At 64.3% G+C, this 15,106-nt stretch carries 12 protein-coding genes; 3 read left to right on the top strand and 9 right to left on the bottom strand.

Going from position 1 to position 15,106, the window contains the following annotated elements; translation table 11 throughout:
- Positions 1–38: 38 nt before the first annotated feature.
- The 4 genes from PSEST_RS20600 to PSEST_RS20615 form a co-directional block, all read right to left on the bottom strand.
- On the bottom strand, positions 39–2,186 hold the full coding sequence (locus PSEST_RS20600; protein ID WP_015278851.1) for an adenosylcobalamin-dependent ribonucleoside-diphosphate reductase: 2,148 nt from the start codon (positions 2,184–2,186) through the stop codon (positions 39–41).
- 177 nt (positions 2,187–2,363) lie between these two features.
- A complete protein-coding gene (gene rpmG / locus PSEST_RS20605; RefSeq protein ID WP_003284185.1) occupies positions 2,364–2,519 on the bottom strand; it encodes a 50S ribosomal protein L33 in 156 nt (51 codons plus the stop codon).
- Between the two features lie 11 nt (positions 2,520–2,530).
- Entirely contained in the window at positions 2,531–2,767 is a 237-nt protein-coding gene (gene rpmB / locus PSEST_RS20610) for a 50S ribosomal protein L28 (protein ID WP_015278852.1), read from the bottom strand.
- A 297-nt stretch (positions 2,768–3,064) separates the two neighbouring features.
- The gene (locus PSEST_RS20615) at positions 3,065–4,690 is read right to left on the bottom strand and encodes an AMP-binding protein (protein ID WP_015278853.1); all 1,626 of its coding nucleotides are present in this window, start codon (positions 4,688–4,690) and stop codon (positions 3,065–3,067) included.
- Positions 4,691–4,860: 170 nt separating this feature from the next.
- On the opposite strand from PSEST_RS20615, the gene PSEST_RS20620 reads away from it, so the two are divergent.
- Complete coding sequence (locus PSEST_RS20620; RefSeq protein ID WP_015278854.1) at positions 4,861–5,646, top strand: IclR family transcriptional regulator; 786 nt, start codon at positions 4,861–4,863, stop codon at positions 5,644–5,646.
- Between the two features lie 3 nt (positions 5,647–5,649).
- On the opposite strand, the gene PSEST_RS20625 is transcribed toward PSEST_RS20620, so the two are convergent.
- Positions 5,650–6,228 carry a TetR/AcrR family transcriptional regulator gene (locus PSEST_RS20625; RefSeq protein WP_015278855.1) on the bottom strand — a complete coding sequence of 193 codons (579 nt, stop codon included), beginning with the start codon at positions 6,226–6,228 and terminating at the stop codon, positions 5,650–5,652.
- 100 nt (positions 6,229–6,328) lie between these two features.
- On the opposite strand from PSEST_RS20625, the gene PSEST_RS20630 reads away from it, so the two are divergent.
- Both PSEST_RS20630 and PSEST_RS20635 read left to right on the top strand, forming a co-directional pair.
- Positions 6,329–7,213, top strand: coding sequence for an alpha/beta fold hydrolase (locus PSEST_RS20630; RefSeq protein WP_015278856.1), 885 nt, complete (start codon positions 6,329–6,331; stop codon positions 7,211–7,213).
- A gap of 145 nt (positions 7,214–7,358) precedes the next feature.
- Positions 7,359–8,717 carry a spinster family MFS transporter gene (locus PSEST_RS20635; RefSeq protein ID WP_015278857.1) on the top strand — a complete coding sequence of 453 codons (1,359 nt, stop codon included), beginning with the start codon at positions 7,359–7,361 and terminating at the stop codon, positions 8,715–8,717.
- A gap of 350 nt (positions 8,718–9,067) precedes the next feature.
- Here PSEST_RS20635 and PSEST_RS20640 read toward each other — a convergent pair whose 3' ends face one another.
- From PSEST_RS20640 to PSEST_RS20655, 4 genes are all read right to left on the bottom strand, one after another.
- Positions 9,068–10,210 carry an acyl-CoA dehydrogenase family protein gene (locus PSEST_RS20640; RefSeq protein WP_015278858.1) on the bottom strand — a complete coding sequence of 381 codons (1,143 nt, stop codon included), beginning with the start codon at positions 10,208–10,210 and terminating at the stop codon, positions 9,068–9,070.
- Positions 10,211–10,222: 12 nt separating this feature from the next.
- Complete coding sequence (locus PSEST_RS20645) at positions 10,223–11,419, bottom strand: acyl-CoA dehydrogenase family protein (RefSeq protein ID WP_015278859.1); 1,197 nt, start codon at positions 11,417–11,419, stop codon at positions 10,223–10,225.
- A gap of 43 nt (positions 11,420–11,462) precedes the next feature.
- Positions 11,463–13,568 carry a 3-hydroxyacyl-CoA dehydrogenase NAD-binding domain-containing protein gene (locus PSEST_RS20650; RefSeq protein WP_015278860.1) on the bottom strand — a complete coding sequence of 702 codons (2,106 nt, stop codon included), beginning with the start codon at positions 13,566–13,568 and terminating at the stop codon, positions 11,463–11,465.
- 231 nt (positions 13,569–13,799) lie between these two features.
- A complete protein-coding gene (locus PSEST_RS20655; protein ID WP_015278861.1) occupies positions 13,800–15,008 on the bottom strand; it encodes an HDOD domain-containing protein in 1,209 nt (402 codons plus the stop codon).
- Positions 15,009–15,106: the final 98 nt, after the last annotated feature.

Below are 15,106 nucleotides of genomic sequence, written 5' to 3' on the forward strand. Positions count from 1 at the left end.
CAGCGATGGCCCGGCGCTTATACGATTGGCAGTCCGGTTCAGTACTTGCCGTAATAGCCTTCTTTGAGGGCGTCGAACAGGTTGGCGGCGGTGTTCACCTCGCCGTCGTACTCGACTTCCTGGTTGCCCTTGAGCTCGACCACGCTGCCGTCCTCGAGGGTGAAGCGGTACAGCGTCTTCTCCAGATCGGACTCCTTGACCAGCACGCCCTGGAACGCCGCCGGGTTGAAGCGGAAGGTGGTGCAGCCCTTGAGGCCCTGGCGCCAGGCGTAGCGGTAGATGTCCTTGAACGCCTCGAACGGATAATCGGTCGGCACGTTGGCGGTCTTGGAGATCGACGAGTCGACCCACTTCTGCGCGGCGGCCTGGATGTCCACGTGCTGGGTCGGGCTGACGTCATCGGCGGTGATGAAGTAGTCCGGCAGCTTCTCGCCCGGCTCGTCGGAACCCGGCTTGGCGCGCTCGTTGATCAACGTGCGGTAGGCCAGCAGCTCGTAGCTGAACACCTCGATCTTCTCCTTGGCCTTGCGGCCCGGGCGGATCAGGTTGCGCGAGTAGTGGTGGGCAAAGCTCGGTTCGATGCCATTAGAAGCATTGTTGGCCAGGCTCAGGCTGATGGTGCCGGTGGGCGCGATGGAGCTGTGGTGGGTGAAGCGCGCGCCCTGTTCGGCCAGCGCCTCGATCAGTTCCGGTGCGTACTCGGCGATCTTCTGCATGTAGCGTGAATACTTGGCGTGCAGCACGCGACCGGCAATCTGGTCACCGACCTTGTAGCCGTCCTTGGCCATCTCCGGACGCTTGCGCAGCATCTCGGCGGTGACTTCGAAGGTCTGGCTCAGCAGCGGTGCTGCGCCCTTCTCCTTGGACAGCTCCAGCGCCTGCTCCCAGCCGACCAGCGCCATCTCGCGGGCGACTTCCTCGGTAAACACGCAGGCTTCCGGGCTGCCATAGCGCAGCTTGAGCAGCGTCAGCGTCGAGCCGAGGCCGAGGAAGCCCATGCCGTGGCGGCGCTTGCTCTCGATCTCGTGGCGCTGCTGCTCCAGCGGCAGGCCGTTGATCTCCACCACGTTGTCCAGCATGCGGGTGAAGATGCGCACCACTTCGCGGTACTTGTCCCAGTCGAAGCGCGCATCGGCGCCGAACGGGTCGATGACGAAGTTGGTCAGGTTGATCGAGCCCAGCAGGCACGAGCCGTACGGCGGCAGCGGCTGCTCGCCGCAGGGGTTGGTGGCGCGGATCGCTTCGCACCACCAGTTGTTGTTCAGCTGGTTGACGCGGTCGATGAGGATGAAGCCCGGCTCGGCGTAATCGTAGGTGGACACCATGATCATGTCCCACAGATGCCGCGCCTTGACCCGCCCGTAGATCTTGCAGGCGACCAGGCCGTCGTCGCGCACGATGTAGCCGTCATGCACTGGCCATTCGCGCCAGAGCACATGCTCGGCGTCTGCCAGGTCGAGCTCGCCGGCTTCCTTGGCGTGTACCGGGAAGATGAGCGGCCACTCGCCATCGGCTTCCACCGCCTGCATGAATTCGTCGGTGATCAACAGGCTCAGGTTGAACTGGCGCAGCCGGCCGTCTTCGCGCTTGGCGCGGATGAACTCGCGCACGTCCGGATGGCCGACATCGAAGGTGCCCATCTGCGCGCCGCGGCGGCCGCCGGCGGAGCTCACGGTGAAGCACATCTTGTCGAAGATATCCATGAACGACAGCGGCCCGCTGGTGTGCGCGCCGGCACCCGAGACAAAGGAGCCGCGCGGACGCAGGGTGCTGAACTCGTAGCCGATGCCGCAGCCGGCCTTGAGCGTCAGGCCCGCCTCGTGGACCTTACCGAGAATGTCGTCCATCGAGTCGGTGATCGAACCCGAGACAGTGCAGTTGATGGTCGAGGTGGCCGGCTTGTAATCCTGCGCGCCGGCGTTGGAGATGATCCGCCCGGCCGGGATGGCGCCATTACGCAGCGCCCAGAGGAAGCGCTCATACCAGTGCTCGCGCTGCTTGGCCGGCTCGACATCGGCCAGGGCACGGGCGACGCGCTGCCAGGTGTCATCGACGCTCTGGTCGATCGGTGTGCCGTCCTTGCTGGTGAGCCGGTATTTCTGCGCCCAGATATCTTCGGAAGCCGCCTGCAGGGCGATGGAAGTGCTCTTGCTGTCTGCCGCGATGGGCCCGTCCGTCTTCGCCATGCGCTACGCATCCTCGTGCCGAAAGTGGGTAAACGAAAAGCTCGTACGATAGCGAATTTCCGGCCGAAGCATATGACTCTTGTCAAATTACCCGGAGCGGTGACGAACGGCGCTGACCATGTACCAAAAACGAAAAAACCCGCCGAGAGGCGGGTTCTTTCTTCAAGGGCCGATCAATTACTTGATCTTGGCTTCCTTGTAGATAACGTGCTTGCGTACGACCGGATCGAATTTCTTGATTTCGATCTTGTCGGGGGTGGTGCGCTTGTTCTTGTCGGTGGTGTAGAAGTGGCCGGTACCGGCGCTGGACACCAAACGGATCAGGTCACGCATGATTGCTCTCCTTAAACCTTTTCGCCGCGGGCGCGCAGCTCGGACAGAACGACGTCAATGCCGCGCTTGTCGATGATGCGCATGCCTTTGGCACTCAGGCGCAGACGGACGAAGCGGTTCTCCGACTCGACCCAGAAGCGATGATGCTGCAGGTTCGGCAGGAAACGACGACGGGTTTTGTTGTTTGCGTGGGAAACGTTGTTCCCGGTTACCGGACCCTTACCGGTAACTTGACAGACTCTCGACATGCCTCAGCCCTCTAAAACCACATGCCCAACCCGGCATGGGTTGGCCGCTTGAATTCACTTGTCAGTTCGGCGCTCAGCGCCACGTTTCATGGGGGTCTTACCGGCCACGTTGCGAACGAAGATACCGGGCCCCTAGAAAAGAGCGCTGCTTTATATCAGAAACCCCCCAGAGCAACAAGCGCGGATTGATATTTCCGCCCGGCTGCCGTGGACCCGAACCCCTTCGCCCGGCTCATCCGGTGGGTTGCGCGACCCGGCAGATCCGCCCGTCGCTTCGTACATATATATAGCTAGCGATCAGCTTGCAGCGGCGCGCGCCTCGTCACGCAGCTGCCGACGCAGCAACTTGCCGACCGCGGTCTTCGGCAGCTCGTCGCGCAGCTCGAGAAAGCTCGGCATCTTGTAGCCGGTGAGGTATTGCCGGCAATGTTCGAGCAAGGCCCGCTCATCAACCGTATCGTCCTTGAGGCTGACGAAGACCTTCACCGCCTCGCCCTTGCGCGCATCCGGCACGCCCACCGCCACGCATTCACGCACGGATGGATGCTGCATCAGCACATCCTCGATCTCGTTGGGGAACACATTGAAGCCGGACACCAGGATCATGTCCTTCTTGCGGTCGACGATCTTCACGAAGCCATCAACATCCAGCAGTGCGATATCGCCGGTCTTCAGCCAGCCATCGGGCGTGAGCACCTTGGCCGTCTCGTCCGGACGTTGCCAGTAGCCCTGCATGACCTGCGGACCACGCAGCCACAGTTCGCCCGGCGTTTCCGGCGGCACGTCGTTGCCCTCGTCATCCACGGTGCGCAGCTCGGTCTCGATCAGCGCCTGGCCGATGTAGCCTTCACGGTAGGGGCTCAGCTGAGTGCCGGTTGCGACCACCGGCGACGCCTCGGTCAGGCCGAAACCTTCGCGAATCGGCGCGCCGGTCAGCGCCTGCCAGCGGCGGCCGACCTCACTGTTGAGCGGCGCGCCGCCGGACGTCGCCCACTTCAGATGGGAGAAATCGATGCTGCGAAATTCCGGATGATTCATCAGCCCGACGAACAGCGTGTTGATGCCGCTGAGCAGACTGAACGGATGACGCTGCATGGCACCGATGGTTTCGTCCAGATTGCGCCCGTCGCGGATGAATACGGTATGCAGGCCCATGCCCACCGAACTCAGGCAGTTCGTGGCGAAAGCCATGATGTGATACAGCGGCAACGGGGCGATACGCACGTCCTTTTCCGGCTCGAGCAGACCAGGCTGGTCGAACAGCTCGATGGTCTGCAGCACGTTGGCCAGCAGGTTGCGGTGTGTGAGCATCGCCCCCTTGGACACACCAGTCGTACCGCCGGTGTACTGCAACAACGCCAGCCGGTCGAGACCTGCCTCGCGCTGCACCGGCGATCTCTGTTCGCCCAGGCGCAGCGCCTGCATGAAGCGCAGCGTTCCGTCCTCCTGGCTTTCGTAGATTGGCTGTTGCAGGTCATCGACGCTGGTCAGGATGATCTGCCGCAGCGCGGTGTCCGCCTGCACCGCACGGACCTGTGGCAACAGGCGATCGAGCACGAGGATCGCCTTGGCGCCGGAATCGTGGAACTGATGCCGGGCTTCGGCGGCGGTGTACTGCGGATTGGTGTTGACGATCACCAGCCCGGCCTTGAGCGCCCCGAACACGGCGATCGGATACTGCAAGCAGTTGGGTAGCTGTAGCGCCAGCCGGTCACCCGGTTGCAGACCCGCGTGATACCGCAGGTAGCGCGCGAAGGCGTCGGCACGACTGCCCAGCTCGGCGTACGTGAGGTGGTCGTCACCACAGGAAAATGCCGTGCGCTGCGGATGCGTCGCGCAGGCTCGAGAGAGCAGGTCATGGACGTTCTGGTAGCTGCCACGGGCGAGTTCGGCAGCCACGTAGCCTTGCACGGAAGCGGACATCGACATTCTCCAAAATGACTTATTGTTTTACTGTGCGAAACTTGATGTCGAATCCGATAGTAGTGGAACAGTTTTTCTCCCGCAATGATCGCCAATGGCCGCACTGCCCGGCATCGGGCGATCTGCTATCGTTCGCCACCGCTGCCCACTAGCCAGACAGACCGAGACCAATGAGCGACGACATCGAAGACACCGGCACACCCAAGGATCGCAAGTTCGTCGAAGCCCTCGCCCGCGGGCTGGACGTGCTGCGTGCCTTTACCCATGGCTCGGTGGTGATGGGCAACCAGGACATCGCACGCATCACCGGGCTGCCCAAGCCCACCGTGTCGCGCATGACCTACACGCTGACCAAGCTCGGCTACCTCAGCTATTCGCAACAGCTGGAGAAGTACCAGCTCGACTCCGGCGTGCTGGCGCTCGGCTACGCCTACGTATCCAACCTGCGCGTGCGCCAGCTGGCCAAGCCGTACATGGATGAATTCGCCCGCCGCACCAACACCACGGTGGGCCTGACCTGCCGCGACCGGCTGTCGATGATCTACGTGGAAAACTGCCGCCCGGCCGAAGTCACTACCCTGCGCATGGACGCCGGCGTGCGCCTGCCGCTGGCCACCACCGCCGCCGGTCGCGCCTTTCTCGCCGCCACGCCGGAAAAGGAACGCGAGCATCTGATGGCGGCGCTGGCGGCCAAGTATGGGGATGGCTGGGCCGCCATCGAGGCGTCACTGCACGCCTCGTTCGAGGAGTTCGTACAGCACGGCTTCTGCCTGTCGCTCGGCGACTGGGACCGCAACGTGATGGCCGCCGGTGTGCCGCTGCACCTGGCCGACGGCAGCATCATGGCGCTGACCTGCGGTGCGCCGTCATTCCAGCTCAGCGAGGACACCCTGAAGAACTCGCTGGCCCACCAGCTGGAAATGCTCGCCCGCGATATCGAAAGCCTCGGCGTCTGACCGTCAGGCCCTGACGCTGGCCCAGGCGATATCCGCGAGCAGCTCGCGGCAGTCGGCCAGCGCGGTACGGGAACGTCCCGCCAGCCAGTTGCGCGCCATGTCATGGCAGGGTCCGATCACCACCGCGAGAAAGCAGTCGCCGGGCATTCGCCGAAAGGCTCCGCTTTCCCGATGGCGGCGAAGGATCGCCCCAACCCGCTCGCCGTGGGTGCGATTGACCTCGCGCAGCTGCTCGCCCATCTCCCCCGCCTCGACCCGCCCGCGGTTGTGCAAGACGAAGCGCGCCCAGTCCGGGTTCGCCACCACCCAGTCGATGTAGCTGGTGACGAACAGCCGGACGCAGGCCTCGGCATCGAGCGTCTCGATCAGTCCGGCTTCCAGCAGCGCGGCGTACTCGCCGATGCCTTCCAGATACAGCGCAGCGATGATCCGCTCACGATTGCCGAAATGGTGATAGAGGCTGCCGATGCTGGCGCCGGAACGGTCGCGGATCATCTCGATGGTGGTCGCCTCCACACCGAACTCGGTGAAACAGGCGAGTGCGGCCTGAAGGATTTCCTGCTTGCGGCTACTACGGGCCATCCGGCCTCCAGTCTGAACTAGAATATTTTTCTAGAATTATCTTCTACCCTTCGTATACTGCACCGATCGCAGCAATCGCAGAAGCGCGGAGAACAACAAGATGGCGACGATACAGGTTGAAGAACGCTCCATCGACAATGGCAACGGCCATGCCCTGTCCAGCTACTGGTATCAGCCGAGCAGCGTGCCATGCGGCGTCGTGCTGATCGCGCCGGCGATGGGCGTGCCGCAGCGCTTCTACACTGACTTCGCCAACTGGCTCGCCGAGCGCGGCTATCAGGTGGTGACCTTCGATTACCTGGGGATGGGCCGCTCGCGGCGAATGCCGCTTCGCCAGTTGAACGTGGACATCCTCGACTGGGCGCGCCATGACTGCAGCGCGGTGCTCGCCGTGGCCGCTGAAGCCGCCGGCGAATTGCCGCTGTACTGGATCGGCCACAGCGTCGGCGCGCAGATTCTGCCGCTGGTCAAAGGCCATGAGCGCCTGACCCGCATCGTCACCATCGCCGCCGGCAGCGGCTACTGGCGCGAGAACAGCCCGCAGATCCGCAACAAGGCCTGGCTGCTCTGGCATGGCCTGGCGCCGGTATTGACTGCGGTGGCGGGCTACTTCCCGGGCGCTCGCATCGGGGCGGTCGGCGACCTGCCGGCTGGGGTGATTCGCCAGTGGCGGCGCTGGTGCCTGCATCCGGAGTATCTGGTCGGTGTCGAAGGCGAGCCCGTGCGTCAGGCCTTCGCAGCGGTACGCACACCGCTGACCTCGCTGTCCTTCAGCGACGACGAAATGATGTCGGCGCGCAACACCGAATCCCTGCATGGCTTCTACAGCTCGGCGCCGAAGATCATGCAGCGCATCGCGCCAGCGGAAATCGGCGCCACGCGGATCGGCCACTTCGGCTTCTTCCGTCGCGGTTTCGCCGACAACCTCTGGACGCCGCATCTGTTGCCAGAGCTGATGCCGGGTCAACCACAAACTGTGGCGTGACTCCAAGCGCGCTAATTTCGCAGAGCGGAACACTGCTAGTATATTTCGAAACATATGCAGGAGTTATTCACCTTGCCGGATGGCGGATCTCCGACAAAAGTGAGGATGGGTTGGTTACAGCCCTCCTTGCCAATGGAGCCTTGCCATGCACAACAACAATAACGGCTACCCCTCGCAAACCCGCGCCTGGGTCACGGTCGCCATCCTCATGCTCGCCTACGTGCTGTCCTTCGTCGATCGGCAGATCCTCAACCTACTGGTCGAGCCGATCCGCCGTGATCTGGACATCACCGACACCCACATGAGTCTGCTCATGGGCTTCTCCTTCGCGGTGTTCTACACCATCTGCGGCGTGCCCATCGGACGCCTGGCCGACCGCAAGAGCCGACGCGGCATCATCGCCATCGGCGTGCTGGTGTGGAGCCTGATGACCGCGCTGTGCGGCACCGCGCGAACCTTCTGGCAGTTTCTCGTGTTCCGCATCGGCGTCGGTGTCGGCGAGGCCGCGCTATCGCCCTCGGCCTACTCGCTGATCGCCGACAGCTTCCCGCCCAAACTGCGCGGCACCGCGATGAGCGTCTATTCGATGGGCATCTACATCGGCTCCGGCCTGGCCTTTCTGCTCGGCGGGCTGGTGGTCAAGTTCGCCTCGGCCCAAGGTGATGTGGAGCTGCCGGTGCTCGGCATGGTGCGCCCCTGGCAGCTGATCTTCCTCGTACTTGGCGCGGCCGGCGTGCTGTTCACTGCCGTGCTCTTGCTGATCCGCGAGCCGTCACGCAAGGGCGTCGGCGCGGGCGTCGAGGTACCGCTGAGCGAGGTGGCCGGCTACATTCGCCAGAACCGCCGTACCGTGCTCTGCCACAACTTCGGCTTCGCCTGCCTGGCATTCGCCGCCTACGGCAGTTCGGCGTGGATTCCGACGTTCTTCATCCGCACCTACGGCTGGTCGGCCAGCGACGTCGGCGTGCTCTACGGCTCGGTGGTGGCGGTGGCCGGCTCGATCGGCATTATCGCCGGCGGGCGGCTGTCGGACCTGCTGCACCGCCGCGGTTATCGCGACGCACCGCTGCGCGTCGGCATCATCTCCGCCGCGCTGACCCTGCCACTCAACCTCGCCTACCTGGCCGGCACCGGCGAGCTGGCACTGGCGCTGATCGCCCTGCACGTTTTCACCATCGCCATGCCCTTCGGCGTCGGCCCGGCGGCGATTCAGGAGATCATGCCCAACTCCATGCGCGGCCAGGCCTCCGCGGTGTACCTGTTCGTCATCACCATGGTCGGCCTCGGCATCGGCCCGACTGCGGTGGCGCTGGGCACCGACTTCGTCTTCGGCGACGACAACGCCCTGCGCTACTCGCTATTGATCGTCACCGGCGTTGCGCTGGTCGGCGCCATGATCCTGCTCGGCATGGGGCTCAAGCACTACCGTGGCAGCCTGGATCGCCTGCAGGAGTGGAAGCCGCAGGGTGCAGCACCAGTCGAGGCACAGGCCAATCCGGCCTGAGCGGACGCGGGACCTCAGGCGTAGGGTGGATCACGCTTTATCGATCCACCGATCCACGGGTACCGACCCAACCGCGTGGATGTGAAAAGCGACATCCACCCTACGAACCCGAACCGACAGCGTAGGGTGGATCACGCTCCACCGCCCAGCCCAGCCACCGTGCCGCCCCGCCGCGCGAGGTGGAAACGCGCCAACCGCCCTACCGGACTGTTCGCGTACCCGGCCTAGCACCGGAGCCAAGAAACGTCGCGGATAAGTCCACTCCCACAGCACAATCACCGCAACGGTATCCACCGCCCACAAAAAACCCGCTCCTGAGAGCGGGTTCTTTATGTCTCGCGATCAACCGATCACGCCACCTGCATCAGCTTCGCATAAGCCTTCAAATGATGGTCGTCATCACCGAACTGGTGGGCGATCATCACCAGACGCTTGGCGTGGTGGGCGAGGTTGTATTCCCAGGTCATGCCGATGCCGCCGTGCAGCTGAATCGCTTCCTCGGCCACCTTGCGCGCGGCGCGGGCGCAGATGTATTTGGCGGCGGCGATGATACGGCTGCGCTCGTCGTTGTCTTCGCCATCGGCAAAGGTCGCGGCGAGGATCGCCATGCTGGTGGCCTGCTCCAGCTCGGTCTGCATGTCGACCATGCGGTGCTGCAGGACCTGGAACTTGCCGATCGGCACGCCGAACTGCTTGCGCGTCTTCAGGTAGTCGAGGGTCAGCTTGCAGGCCTCGTCCATGCTGCCGAGGGCATCGGCGCACTGCGCGGCGATGGCGCGGCCCTGCTGGTAGCGAATCGCGGGTAAGGCATTGCCAATCTCGCCAAGCAGCGCATCGGCTCCGACCTGCACGTTGTCGAGGAACAGCTCGCAGCCCTTGCGCCCATCGATGGTCGGGTAAACGCGGCGGCTGACGCCCTGGGCGTTGGGGTCAACCAGAAACAGACTGACGCCGGCTTCGTCGCGGCTGTCGCCAGCGCTGCGCGCGGAGACGATGATCCGTCCGGCGCTGTGCCCGCCGATCACCACGGCCTTGCGTCCGGATAGACGATAGCCGCCGTCCGCCGCCTCGGCTTTGGTCAGTACGTCGTTGAGATTGTAGTGACTCTGCGGCTCGTCGAGCGCCACCGCCAGTTGCAGCGAACCGGCCGCAACCTGCGGCAGCAGCTCCTCTTTCTGCGCATCGCTGCCCAATTGAGTGAGCAGTCCGCCAGCGAAGATCACCGATTGCAGGTAGGGCTCCAGGGTCAGGCCGCGACCCAGCTCGGTCATCACCAGCATGGTTTCCACGCCGCCGCCGCCGAAGCCGCCGATCTCCTCGGCGAACGGCACGGCTGTCAGGCCCAGCTCGCCCAGCTGCGCCCAGAACTCGGCGGAAAAGCCCAGCTCCGACTCGCTGAATTTCTCGCGCTGTTCGAACGGGTAGGCGTCGCGCACCAGACGCGCCGCGGTGTCTTGCAGCATTTGCTGCTCTTCAGTCAGTTTGAAGTCCATTGCGGTGCCCCCTTACAGCTCGAGAATCATCTTCGAGACGATGTTCTTCTGGATTTCGTTGGAGCCGCCGAAGATCGACAGCTTGCGCATGTTGAAGTAGTCACCGGCCAGCGACGCGCTGTAGTCGGCGTGCAACAGCTCGCCGTCGTAGTCCAGCTGCATCTCCTCTTCGAGGAACGGCAACGCGTAGGGGCCGATGACCTTGCGCAAAAGGTGAGTAATCGCCTGGCGAATCTCGGTGCCCTTGACCTTGAGGATCGAGGACTCCGCGCCGGGCACGCCGCCCTCCTTCGCCGCGGCGAGGATGCGCAGGGTGCTCATCTCGATGGCCATCAGCTGCATTTCCACTTCCGCGACCTGGGCGCGGAACAGCGGGTCTTCGAGCATTGGCTTGCCATCGCAGACTTCCTTCATCGCGATGCGCTTCAGATGCGCCAACACCGCCTTGGACGAGCCGATGCCGGCGAGGCCCGTGCGTTCGTGGGTCAGCAGGTACTTGGCGCAGGTCCAGCCCTGGTTTTCCTCGCCGACCAGGTTCTCCACCGGCACGCGGACGTTGTCGAAGAAGACCTCGTTGACCTCATGATCGCCGTCCAGGGTGATGATCGGCCGCACGCTGATGCCGGGGCTCTTCATGTCGATCAACAGAAAGCTGATGCCGCGCTGCTGCTGGGCCTCGGGGTCGGTGCGCACCAGGCAGAAGATCATGTTGGCGTGCTGACCAAGAGTGGTCCAGGTCTTCTGGCCGTTGACCACGTAGTGGTCGCCGTCGCGCACGGCGCGGGTCTTCAAGCTCGCCAGGTCAGAGCCGGCACCCGGCTCGGAATAGCCCTGGCACCACCAGTCCTCGCCAGAAAGAATACGCGGCAGGTAATGGTCGATCTGCTGCTGGGTGCCGAACTTGATGATCACCGGGGCGACCATGTTGACCCCAAAGGGCACGGTACGCGGCGCGCCGAAGGCCGAGCACTCCTCATCGAAGATGTGCTTCTCGACCGGGCCCCAGGTGGTGCCGCCCAGTTCCACCGGCCAGCCCGGCGCGTACCAGCCGCGCTTGACCAGAATCTGCTGCCAGCGCTCGTGATCCTGTTTGGACATGTGCTTGCCGAGCTTGACCTTGGCGGCGATGTCCGCCGGCAGCTCGCTTTTCAGGAAGGCGCGCACTTCATCGCGAAAGGCGAGCTCTTCGGCCGTGTAGTTGACGTTCATGGGAAAGTCCTCATGCTGCGTTCGGTTTGCAGGCGGGCGGCACTTATTGCCCGGCCTGCCAGTCGGTGAAGGTGCGGCCTTCGGCGGCCAGTTTTTCCAGCAGCGGCGCTGGCTTCCACCAGTCGCCGCAACGTGCGTGCAGTTCCTTGACCCGCGCCAGCACCCGGTCCAGGCCGACGCTGTCGGCATAGAACATCGGGCCACCACGGAAGGCCGGGAAGCCGTAGCCGTTCAGGTAGATGACGTCGATATCGCTGGAACGCTGGGCGATGCCCTCTTCGAGAATCTTCGCGCCTTCGTTGACCAGCGCGAAGATGCAGCGCTCGACGATGTACTGCTCGTCCAGCGCCTTTCGCTCGATGCCCTTTTCCAGCGACGCTGCCTCCAGCATAGGCGCGAGGTCGGGGTTTTCCTGCGGGGTGCGGTTGCCTGGCTCGTAGCGGTAATAGCCGGCGCCGGTCTTCTGCCCGAGCATGCCGGCGGCGCAGAGCTTGTCGGAGACGGTGGGGAAATCCAGGTGCGCCGGCAGCGTCGCGCGCTGACGCTTGCGGATCGCCTGGCCGATGTCCAGGCCCGACAGGTCACGCATGGCGAACGGTCCCATGGCCATGCCGAAGTTGCGCAGCGCAGCGTCGACCTGCTGTGGCGTGGCGCCCTCCTCCAGCAGGAACTCTGCCTCGCGGCCGTACTGGAAAACCATGCGGTTGCCGACGAAGCCATCGCAGACGCCGACCACCACCGAGACCTTCTTCAGCTGTTTGCCGATCGCCATGGCAGTGGCAAGCACTTCATCGCTGGTCTTCGCGCCGCGCACCACTTCCAGCAGGCGCATGACGTTGGCCGGGCTGAAGAAATGCAGGCCGACCACATCTTCCGGGCGCTTGGTGAAAGCCGCGATGGCGTCCAGATCAAGCGAGGAAGTGTTGGAGGCGAGAATCGCGCCGGGCTTGCAAATGGCATCCAGCTGCTCGAACACCTGCTGCTTGACGCCCATTTCCTCGAAGACCGCTTCGACCACCACGTCGGCATCAGCCAGCGCGGCGTACTCGGTCACGCCCTCGATCAGCGCGAGGCGCTGCTCCATCGCGTCTTCGGTCAGGCTGCCGCGCTTGACGCTCGCCGCGTAGGTGTCGCGGGCGCGCTGCAAGCCGCGTTGCAGCGCCTCCTCATTGATTTCCAGCAGCTTCACCGGCACGCCGGCATTGGCGAAGCTCAGCGCAATACCGACACCCATGGTGCCGCCGCCGATCACCGCGGCGGAGTTGATCGACCGCGGCTTCGTATCGGATGGCAGATCGTTGATCTTGCCCGCCTGGCGCTCGGCGAAGAATGAATGAACCAATGCACCACGCTGAGGCGAGTTCAGGCACTCGGCAAACAGCTCACGCTCGCGCTTGAGGCCTTCGGCCAGCGGCAGCTTCGTCGCAGCCTCGACCGCCGCGATGCAACGCAGCGGCGAGAACAGCCCGGGCATGCGCTTGGCCACCTCGGCATGCTTGGCGCGAATCAGCGCCTCGTTGTCGGCGCCCTCCAGGCCTTGGGTCTGCTCGCCAGTACGTCGCGGTGTGCGGCCTTCCTCGACCATGCGACGGACATAGGCCAGGCCAGCTTCCACCAGATCACCCTCGAACAGCTCGTCGACGATGTTGTGCTCGACCGCCTCGGCCGCACTGATCGGCTGGCCGCTGACGATCATCTCCAGCGCCTTCTCGACACCGGCCAGACGCGGCAGCCGCTGGGTGCCACCGGCGCCCGGCAACAAACCCAGCTTCACTTCCGGCAGGCCGACCTTGGCGTCCTTGCGCGCGATGCGGTAATGGCAGCCCAGCGCGACTTCAAGCCCGCCACCGAGCGCGGTGCCATGAATGACCGCAACGCTCGACTTGTTGCAGGCTTCGATGATTTCGATCACCTCGGGCAGGCTCGGCGCCTGCGGCGGCTTGCCGAATTCCTTGATGTCGGCCCCGGCGATAAAGGTGTTGCCCTCGCAGACCAGCGCCACCGCACGTACCTGCGGGTCCGCTTCGGCGCTCTGAAAGGCCTTCTGCAGCCCCTCACGCACCGCCTGGCCAAGGGCATTGACTGGTGGATTGTTGACCGTGATCAGCGCGATCTCGCCCTGAACTTCGAGCCGTACGACATCTGTCATGACTGGCCTCCGCTGTGTGAAATGCTGATTGGAATTGTAATTTCACGGAATCATGTTTCGCACAGCAGAATAATGGAGTCACGTTACGCGTGTCGATAGGCCTGCTGTTGGGAGCGGTTTAGCCGATGCAGAAGGCGTAATGCCCAGCAGGTGTGATGTTGCGGGTAATGGGTCCGGCGCCGGAGAGCATTATCAATCAGCGGAATAATGCCGCCAAAGCGCGCGGCGGCTTCAGCCTGGAACGGCGTGCCGCGGAGCGCGAAGCAACAGGTCGGGGTCGATGCGCAGCAAACGTACCGTACGTTCGTTGGCCAGAGAGGTAGGTTCAGTGCCTTCAGGCAGCTCCACCAGCAGGCGTGTCAGATTGAGTATCAGCGCTTCGCGGCGCAGCACACCGGCACCTAACGTGTAGTAGGCGCTGATTACCTGACGCAACTCCAATGGCAGCGCCCATTGCGCCCGCAACGCTGAGCCGAAGCCGGCCGCACGCTCGCGCAGACAGCGCTGCAGCTCTGCCTCATCGAGCGCGCCGCCGCTGTCGAGCCATTCCTGCAGGCTGCGCAACAGCGCCAGCTCACCGATGTTCTGCAGCAGTCCGGCGCTGAAGCACAGCTCGGCATCCAGCTTCAGCTGGCGCGCCAGCCAGCTCGCCAGACGCGCCGTGCGCAGCGCCTGGGCACTGAGCTGCGCCGCCAGCTCGGCGAGGCGCGGTTCGACCAGCCGGGCGTTGTGCTGCAAGGCCAGCTCGGTGACCAGTTGCAGACTGCGCGCGGCGCCCAGCTGTCGTTGCGCCTGCGCCAGGCTCACGCAGGATGCCGCCGACGTTGCCGCACTGCTGCTGGCAACGCTGATCAGCCGGGCGCTGACCTGCGGATCGCGCGACAGCAGCTCCTCCAGCTCGGCGAAATCCTGGTCGCCGCCCTGCAAACGCTGCAACGCCGTCAGTACGCTGTCCAGCAGCGGCGCTCCCCGATTATGCGGACGCATGCGTTCGAGAAAACTGTCGAGGTCATCGACCACGGCCAGGCGCGCCGCGCCAGCGTGGCCGGCCGACCGCGGCAGCAGCTTGTCCAGCCGCTGGCGCAGGTCAGCGAGATCATAGGGTTTGCCGAGATAGGCGGCCGGCGCGAGCGGCAGCACGGTGCGCACGCTGGCGGTATCGGTACGGGCACTGATCAGCACGCAGGGCAGGCGCTGGGTCGGACCATGGCGACGCAGCTCGCGCAGCAGCTGGCGCCCGTCGAGCCCGTCCAGTTCGCCATCCACGATCAGCAGGCTGGGCGCCTGCCGCTTGCACGTCGCCAGGGCGGCATGGCCATCGGCCGCCGGTTGCACACGCATGCCGGGCCTCAGCTGGCGCACCAGCTGACAAAGTTGGTCCGCACGCCACGGTTCGTTGTAGGCGACCAGTACGAAGGAGACTTGGGCCGAGATGCTCACCGTGGTACTCGCTGGGGAGACGACTGCTACCGGATGGCAGGTCGACAATTGCAGCGCGTCGACTAATGCGACGCGCTGCGGGGGCGAGCGATTCTGAC

This window comes from Stutzerimonas stutzeri RCH2, from assembly GCF_000327065.1.
Taxonomy (GTDB): Bacteria; Pseudomonadota; Gammaproteobacteria; order Pseudomonadales; family Pseudomonadaceae; genus Stutzerimonas; species Stutzerimonas stutzeri_AE.

What these genes read in the sequence shown, in the direction of transcription:
- PSEST_RS20600 (WP_015278851.1), bottom strand. Translation starts at nt 2,186, where the DNA reads ATGGCGAAGACGGACGGGCCCATCGCGGCAGACAGCAAGAGCACTTCC.
- rpmG (WP_003284185.1), bottom strand. Translation starts at nt 2,519, where the DNA reads ATGCGTGACCTGATCCGTTTGGTGTCCAGCGCCGGTACCGGCCACTTC.
- rpmB (WP_015278852.1), bottom strand. Translation starts at nt 2,767, where the DNA reads ATGTCGAGAGTCTGTCAAGTTACCGGTAAGGGTCCGGTAACCGGGAAC.
- PSEST_RS20615 (WP_015278853.1), bottom strand. Translation starts at nt 4,690, where the DNA reads ATGTCCGCTTCCGTGCAAGGCTACGTGGCTGCCGAACTCGCCCGTGGC.
- PSEST_RS20620 (WP_015278854.1), top strand. Translation starts at nt 4,861, where the DNA reads ATGAGCGACGACATCGAAGACACCGGCACACCCAAGGATCGCAAGTTC.
- PSEST_RS20625 (WP_015278855.1), bottom strand. Translation starts at nt 6,228, where the DNA reads ATGGCCCGTAGTAGCCGCAAGCAGGAAATCCTTCAGGCCGCACTCGCC.
- PSEST_RS20630 (WP_015278856.1), top strand. Translation starts at nt 6,329, where the DNA reads ATGGCGACGATACAGGTTGAAGAACGCTCCATCGACAATGGCAACGGC.
- PSEST_RS20635 (WP_015278857.1), top strand. Translation starts at nt 7,359, where the DNA reads ATGCACAACAACAATAACGGCTACCCCTCGCAAACCCGCGCCTGGGTC.
- PSEST_RS20640 (WP_015278858.1), bottom strand. Translation starts at nt 10,210, where the DNA reads ATGGACTTCAAACTGACTGAAGAGCAGCAAATGCTGCAAGACACCGCG.
- PSEST_RS20645 (WP_015278859.1), bottom strand. Translation starts at nt 11,419, where the DNA reads ATGAACGTCAACTACACGGCCGAAGAGCTCGCCTTTCGCGATGAAGTG.
- PSEST_RS20650 (WP_015278860.1), bottom strand. Translation starts at nt 13,568, where the DNA reads ATGACAGATGTCGTACGGCTCGAAGTTCAGGGCGAGATCGCGCTGATC.